A 6,722-nucleotide genomic window follows, 5' to 3' on the forward strand; every position below is an offset into this window, starting at 1 on the left:
ATGATTCACAGCTGAAACGTAAAGGTGGTTAATTATGGCAGATTCTATGTGGATCCGTGTTCCCGTTGCGATGAAGGCAAAGGTTACGGAAGATTTGAAACTGAAAATTATTGGAGACCTCCAAAATACAATAAAACAAATGGAAGCAGACCTGAATCAGTTTGATTTCCAGGCGAAACAGGTGATGAACCAGGCTGCCAACGATCTTTCCGCAGCCCCCCGTCTGCGTGAGCAGATTGAGGTGGAACGCCGGAAACGTACCGACGCAAAAGCGGAAGCGGAAGAACAGCTGAAGCAGGCGCAAAATCTGCAGCTTGGCGCGGAAATCGGCTATGGTACGCCGTTGGAACGCATGGTTGAAGTCAAAGTGGGCGACAACCTGCAGGCGCTGATGGGTGCGGAAATCTTAACGGAAGACGGAAAGATCATCGCTTTCCGTATGTGAGAAACGCAATGCAAAAAGTTGTATTAGGTCAGATAGTCGCTCCGCACGGTGTGCGGGGCGATTTACGTATTATGCCGCTGACTTCCAACACGCAGCTGTTTATGGATATGGACTATCTGCTGCTGCCTGATGACCGGCGGCTGCAGATCGTAAAGGCCCGGCCTCACAAAAACATCATGCTGGTTACCGTGAAAGAGGTTACCTCCATAGAGGAAGCGGAAATGCTCCGGGGCCAGAAAGTGTCCGTGTACCGGGAAGATATGCCGGAGCTTCCGGAAGGCCGTTACTATGTAGGCGACCTGATCGGTCTGCCGGTGCTGGATGAAGAGGGCGGACAGATTGGCGTATTCAAGGACGTGCTGCAAACCGGCAGCAGGGATGTGTATGTGATCCAGCCCCCGGAAGGCAAGGACATCCTGGTGGCTAACATTCCGGAAAACATCCGGGAAATCGACCTGCCGAACCGGCGGATCATTGTCCGTCTGCCGGAATGGGACGAGGAAGAAATACGGTAACCGTTCTTTGTGAAATGCCTGCGTAAGGATTGGCAATGAGGAAGAGATACGATGAAATTTGTCTTTGTCACCCTGTTTCCGGAACAGATTGAAGCCGCGGCAGGTCACAGCGTGCTGAAGCGCGCCCTGGACACGGGCATCATTGCGATGGAATGTGTCAACCCCCGTGACTTTTCCCTGGACCGGCATCATTCGGTGGACGACGCGCCTTTTGGGGGCGGCGTGGGGATGGTGCTGAAACCGGAACCGGTGGTGGAAGCGATTAAAGCAGCGAAGGCCAAAGCGCCGGGCGCTCCTGTAATCGCCATGAGTCCGGGAGGCGTTACCTTCCGACAGTCGCTGGCAGAAACCTGGGCGAAAAATGAATCGGGCCTGATTTTTGTCTGCGGGCATTATGAAGGCTTCGACGAACGTATCTATCACTGGGTGGACCGGAAGGTCAGCATCGGCGACTTTGTGTTGACGGGCGGCGAACTGCCGGCCCTGCTGATCATGGACGCGGTGAGCCGTTTTGTGCCCGGCGTGCTGGGTAAGCTTGCCAGCGCGGAGGAGGATTCCTTCTCCAGCGGGCTGCTGGAATATCCCCAGTATACCCGTCCGGTGGTGTTTGAAGGCATGGAAGTGCCGGAAGTGCTGCGCAACGGCAACCACCAGCTGATTGCCCGGTGGCGGAGAAAAGAGGCGCTGAAGGCCACGTATCTGCTGCGGCCGGATATGCTGCCGGCAGAACCGGATAAGCAGGACGCGAAACTGCTGCAGGAAATTAAAGAAGAACTTTCACAGGATGACAGTTCCTGTCAAGGAAGCTGATTATTGTCAGTTTGAGGATTCGTTTTTATTAATTTGTAAATTTTGTTGCAAATTTTGTAAAAAAAGCTTGCAACACGATAGCTTGTGTGGTAAAATACTACACGTGTAAAACGGACGGTCCGCTGTGCAGCATTCGTAAGTCGCATGAACGTCTATGATTTAGGAGGAAAACATGAACATCATTGAAGCACTGGATAAAGAACAGTTACGTTCTGATATCCCCGAGTTCCGTGCCGGCGACACCGTTAAAGTTTATGTTAAGGTTGTTGAAGGTACACGGGAACGCGTACAGTTATTTGAAGGCGTTGTAATCTCCCGGAGTGGTTCCGGTGTCCGCGAAATGTTCACCGTCCGCCGTATTTCCTACGGCGTTGGCGTAGAAAGAACTTTCCCGGTACACAGCCCGCGTCTGGAGAAGATCGTAGTAGCGCGCAAGGGTGTTGTTCGCAGAGCCAAACTGTATTATCTGCGTAACCTTACCGGTAAAGCTGCTCGTATCCGTGAACGTCGCTAACGTAGTGCATAAAGGGGGCTGCAAAGGCAGTCCTCTTTTTTGTTACCGGGGAAAAACAGGAACCGTTCGGTTCATTGCTTTGGGAAGTGCCGGTTTAGGCAGGAGGATTATGCTTCAGCGTGAACGGGGCTTCTCACAGCATCTGGATCGGTTTGTCTATTGAGAGGGGTAAGCTGTATGAGCGATAAATCCGGAGAATCCTTTCAGGATTCGCTGAATGACTGGCTTGTTTCTATTATAGTGGCGGTGGCGCTGGCCTTTTGTATCCGCACTTTTATCTTTGAACCCTATAAAGTGGAAGGGACATCCATGTACCCGACGCTGTTCAATCAGGAACGGCTGATTGTCAATAAAATCATTTACTTTCTGGAAGATCCGAAACGGAATGAGATCGTCGTGTTCCGGTATCCGAAAGACGAAAGCCGCGATTTTATCAAACGTGTCATCGCGGTGGGTGGCGATACGGTGGAAATGCGCGACGGAGCCGTGCTGATCAACGGGAAGAAAATCGACGAGCCCTATACCTGGAAAGAAGACCCGAAAGGGCTGAACCATTCCAATTACCGTAAGAGCCTGGTGCCCAAAGACCACATTTTCGTGCTGGGCGATAACCGCAACAATTCGGAAGACAGCCGTTTTGCGGACGTGGATTTTGTACCGCTGCGTCTGGTAAAAGGCAAGGCTGCCGCTGTGTTTTGGCCTTTTGAACGGTTCCGGAAACTGCCGTAAGCTTCAGCGTTGCTTTTAATGCCATGCATGCGCAGGATATGACGTGTGCTTGCTTTGCGGTTTTGACGCGAGCTTCTGTGATTCACCGATAGGAATGCCGTGAGGTCGTTATGGATGTAAAAGATTTTAAAATTCAGTGGTTTCCCGGACATATGACCAAGGCCCGGCGTATGATGGAAGATCAGCTGCGCCTGGTGGATGTGGTGGTGGAACTGTTGGACGCGCGCATTCCCGATTCCAGCATCAACCCCATGCTGCGGCAGATGGCGGGGAATAAGCCCCGTGTCATTGCACTGAACAAGATGGATATGGCCGACCCGGTCAAAACCGATGCCTGGCTGCTGAAACTGAAACAGGAGGGCGTGCCGGTCTGTTCCATTGACTGCCATACGGGAAAAGGCGTCAAGCAGATGATCAGCCTGGTGAAAGAAGCCGCAAGGCCCGTTACGGAGAAATGGCTGAAAAAGGGCGTGAGGAACCGTGATGTCCGGCTCATGATCGTGGGCGTGCCCAATGTGGGGAAATCCACCCTGATCAACCGGCTGGCGGGGCAGGTGAAAGCCATTGCTTCCGACCGTCCCGGCGTAACGAAACAGAAGCAGTGGGTGACCATTGCCAAAGGGTTACAGCTGCTGGATACGCCCGGGGTGCTGTGGCCTAAATTTGAAGATCCGGAGACCGGGCTGCACCTGGCTCTGACCGGAGCGGTAAAAGATGACATCTATGACCGCAGGGACGCGCTGGTTCTGTTGCTTCAGGAAATGCTGGAGAAATATCCGCAGCAACTGGCTATGTTTTACCATATCACACTGGACCCGGTAGATACGGCGGAAACCGTCATGGAAAAGATCGGCGCCGCCCGGGGCTGTGTGAAAGCCGGCGGTGTGCTGGATCTGAACAAAGTGGAGCAGATGGTCCTCTATGAATTTAAAACTGCAAAGATGGGTCGCTTCACGTTGGACGAACCAAAATAACGTTATCTGTGTCAGATCATAATCTGCATAAATCAAACAAAAATTGCCGGCTGAATGCCGGCTTTTTTATTTCCGGGAATGATGTTGCCAAAAGGGCAGGTAAGGCGGTACAATTTAAAAAGGCAGGATGAAGCAACGCAGGCAGGTTTCATCCGGGGAGGATAATCATATGAAATTAGCAGAAATCAAAACCATATTAGCCGGAAATCCGACGGAAGAGCAGCTGACGGAACTGAAAAAAGACGAGCGGGCCGGCGTGCAGAAACTGCTGGCAGCGTACGATAAAAAACGGGAAAAGGAAAAGCAGGAACGCCTGCGTTTTGCCAACATGCTGCGTTATGAAAAAGAATACATGGCGTTGCCAGGCATTCAATATATTGTGGGCGTGGACGAAGCAGGCCGGGGACCCCTGGCTGGTCCGTTGGTCATTGCCGGGGTCATTTTGCAGGAGGACGTGTTTATCGCCGGGCTGAACGACAGCAAAAAGCTCAGTGAAGCAAAGCGGGAAGCGCTGTATCCGGAGATTCTGGAAAAGGCGGTTGCTGTGCTGGTCAATGTTGTCAGTATTTCCAATATTGATAAAGAGAATATTTACCACGCAACCCAGGAAGGCATGGAGCAGATCCTGCGCCAGATCCGGGTGCGTCCCCAGGTGGCGCTGGTGGATGCCATGCATCCTCATGTGGAAGGCATTGAGACCGTTCCCATCATTCACGGCGATGCCCTTAGCGCTTCCATTGCCGCGGCTTCCGTTGTGGCCAAGGTAACCCGTGACCGTCTCATGCAGGAGCTGGCTTTGGCTTATCCCCAATACGGCCTGGCACAGAACAAAGGGTACGGCAGTCAGCTGCACATGGACGCGATCCGCCAGTTCGGCGCTACGAAGATCCATCGCCGCAGTTACGAACCGATCCGCAGTATGAACCTGACCCCTGTGGAGGAACGGGACAATTACCTGTTTGAGCCGGAAAACGGAAAAGAAGATGCAGGACTGAAAGCCTTGCTGGAAGATTTGGAGGCGTGAATTATTCTAACCAAAAAGGAAATCGGCAGACGGGGAGAAGAAATCGCTGCGGAATTTCTGGAGCGGAAAGGTCTGCAAATTGTGGAGCGGAATTTTCACAGCCGCTGGGGAGAATTGGACCTGATTGCGGTAAAAATTAATGAGAGCGATTATGAAAATGAAATGTATTTTGATGAAACGGCGGAAGGGATGAATGCGGATGCGACGATGTGGCAGGGAAACGGCGTACATTTTGTGGAAGTGAAGACCCGGACCGGATCAGAGTACGGTACTCCGGGCGCTGCAGTCACCTATACAAAACAGCAGAAATTACGGAAAACCGCGCTGGTCTGGCTGCAGGAGCAGGAACAGTATTATTCCGATTTGTGTTTTGATGTAATTGAAGTGTGGGTCGTGGGTAAAACGGCGAAAATCCGCTGGCTGAAAAGCTGCTTTTGAGTTCTGTTTTGCAATAGCGCATCCGCCGGTTTTTAGCGGTACTCGCGGAAGAGACCGAAATCATAACAGGGAGTTTGAAAGAAGAATAGTACGTAATCAAGGAGAGTGATGCTATTTGTACGCAAGAGTATTAGGTGAAACGCCCGTAGGTTTAAACGGTGCGGGGGTGATCGTGGAGGTGGACATCGAACGGGGCCTGCCTGCCTTCGAGATTGTGGGGCTGCCGGACATGGCGATTCGTGAATCACGGGAACGGGTGCGGACGGCGCTGAAAAATTCAGGCTTTCCCTTTCCACAGAACCGGATCACGGTTAACCTGGCGCCGGCCAATTTGCGAAAGGATGGCAGCGGGCTGGACCTGCCCATTGCCATCGGGATCCTGGTCTCTCTTGGAGTGCTGCCTCAGGATAAAGTTCAGGACAAGGTGTTTGTCGGGGAACTTTCCCTTGAGGGAGCAATCAGAGAAGTAAACGGGGTGCTTCCCATGGTGCTGGACGCCCGTCGTCAGCATATGCCTGAGGTCTTCATTCCTCAAGGTAACGGGGAAGAAGGGCGTCTGGTAGACGATATCGCAATTTTCACGCCGGTGCATTTAAAACAGCTGGTGACCCATTTGCTGCGCCCCTGTCTGGAACCGCTGCAACATAAGGAACTGGATCTTTCGGAACCGGAGAGGGCGGAGATTGACTTTGCAGACGTTCACGGCCAGAAAGTGGTGAAACGGGCACTGGAAATCGCGGCGGCAGGAGGACATAATATCCTTCTGACAGGTTCCCCCGGTAGCGGAAAAACCATGCTGGCCCGCAGGCTGCCCACCATTCTGCCGCCCATGACCAAGGAAGAAGCCCTGGAGGTTACGAAAATCTACAGTATCGCGGGCCTCCTGAACAACAAATCGAACCTGATGAACCGGAGGCCGTTCCGCAGTCCGCACCATACCATTACGTTAAGCGCCCTGATCGGCGGAGGAACGGTTCCCGTTCCGGGGGAAGTGACGCTGAGCCACAACGGCGTGCTTTTCCTGGATGAGTTCCCGGAATTTTCCAAGGCTGCGCTGGAAGTGCTGCGCCAGCCGCTGGAAGATCACGCCGTAACAATCAGCCGGGTGCAGGGATCCTATGTTTTCCCTGCTTCGTTCCTTTTGTGTTGCGCCCAGAACCCATGTCCCTGTGGATTTTTTGGTGACGAGACAAAAGAATGTACCTGCCGTCCTTTTGAGATTGAACGGTATCAGCGCAAGATTTCCGGCCCTTTGTCCGACCGCATTGACCTG

9 protein-coding genes are annotated in these 6,722 nt (G+C 52.6%); all 9 read left to right on the forward strand.

Features of this window, described 5'->3' with window-relative positions:
- The first annotated feature begins 34 nt into the window (after positions 1 to 34).
- Positions 35 to 445 carry a YlqD family protein gene (locus QZV31_RS11510; RefSeq protein WP_093730008.1) on the forward strand — a complete coding sequence of 137 codons (411 nt, stop codon included), beginning with the start codon at positions 35 to 37 and terminating at the stop codon, positions 443 to 445.
- An 8-nt stretch (positions 446 to 453) separates the two neighbouring features.
- Positions 454 to 960, forward strand: coding sequence for a ribosome maturation factor RimM (gene rimM / locus QZV31_RS11515; RefSeq protein ID WP_295360743.1), 507 nt, complete (start codon positions 454 to 456; stop codon positions 958 to 960).
- Positions 961 to 1,011: 51 nt separating this feature from the next.
- Positions 1,012 to 1,770, forward strand: a complete 759-nt coding sequence (gene trmD, locus QZV31_RS11520; RefSeq protein ID WP_295360745.1) for a tRNA (guanosine(37)-N1)-methyltransferase TrmD — start codon at positions 1,012 to 1,014, stop codon at positions 1,768 to 1,770.
- 172 nt (positions 1,771 to 1,942) lie between these two features.
- Positions 1,943 to 2,284 (forward strand): 50S ribosomal protein L19, encoded by a 342-nt coding sequence (gene rplS / locus QZV31_RS11525; protein ID WP_093730005.1) that lies wholly within the window; start codon positions 1,943 to 1,945, stop codon positions 2,282 to 2,284.
- A gap of 177 nt (positions 2,285 to 2,461) precedes the next feature.
- Positions 2,462 to 3,013: a signal peptidase I gene (lepB, locus tag QZV31_RS11530; protein ID WP_295360748.1), complete on the forward strand. Its 552-nt coding sequence runs from the start codon at positions 2,462 to 2,464 to the stop codon at positions 3,011 to 3,013.
- A gap of 110 nt (positions 3,014 to 3,123) precedes the next feature.
- Positions 3,124 to 3,987 carry a ribosome biogenesis GTPase YlqF gene (ylqF, locus tag QZV31_RS11535; protein WP_295360750.1) on the forward strand — a complete coding sequence of 288 codons (864 nt, stop codon included), beginning with the start codon at positions 3,124 to 3,126 and terminating at the stop codon, positions 3,985 to 3,987.
- A 169-nt stretch (positions 3,988 to 4,156) separates the two neighbouring features.
- Entirely contained in the window at positions 4,157 to 5,011 is an 855-nt protein-coding gene (locus QZV31_RS11540; RefSeq protein ID WP_295360752.1) for a ribonuclease HII, read from the forward strand.
- Between the two features lie 42 nt (positions 5,012 to 5,053).
- Entirely contained in the window at positions 5,054 to 5,449 is a 396-nt protein-coding gene (locus QZV31_RS11545; protein ID WP_295360756.1) for a YraN family protein, read from the forward strand.
- Positions 5,450 to 5,564: 115 nt separating this feature from the next.
- Positions 5,565 to 6,722, forward strand: a 1,158-nt coding sequence (locus QZV31_RS11550; protein ID WP_295360754.1) for a YifB family Mg chelatase-like AAA ATPase, incomplete at its 3' end; no start/stop codon positions are given.

This window comes from uncultured Succiniclasticum sp. (assembly GCF_902793885.1).
Lineage (GTDB): Bacteria > Bacillota > Negativicutes > Acidaminococcales > Acidaminococcaceae > Succiniclasticum.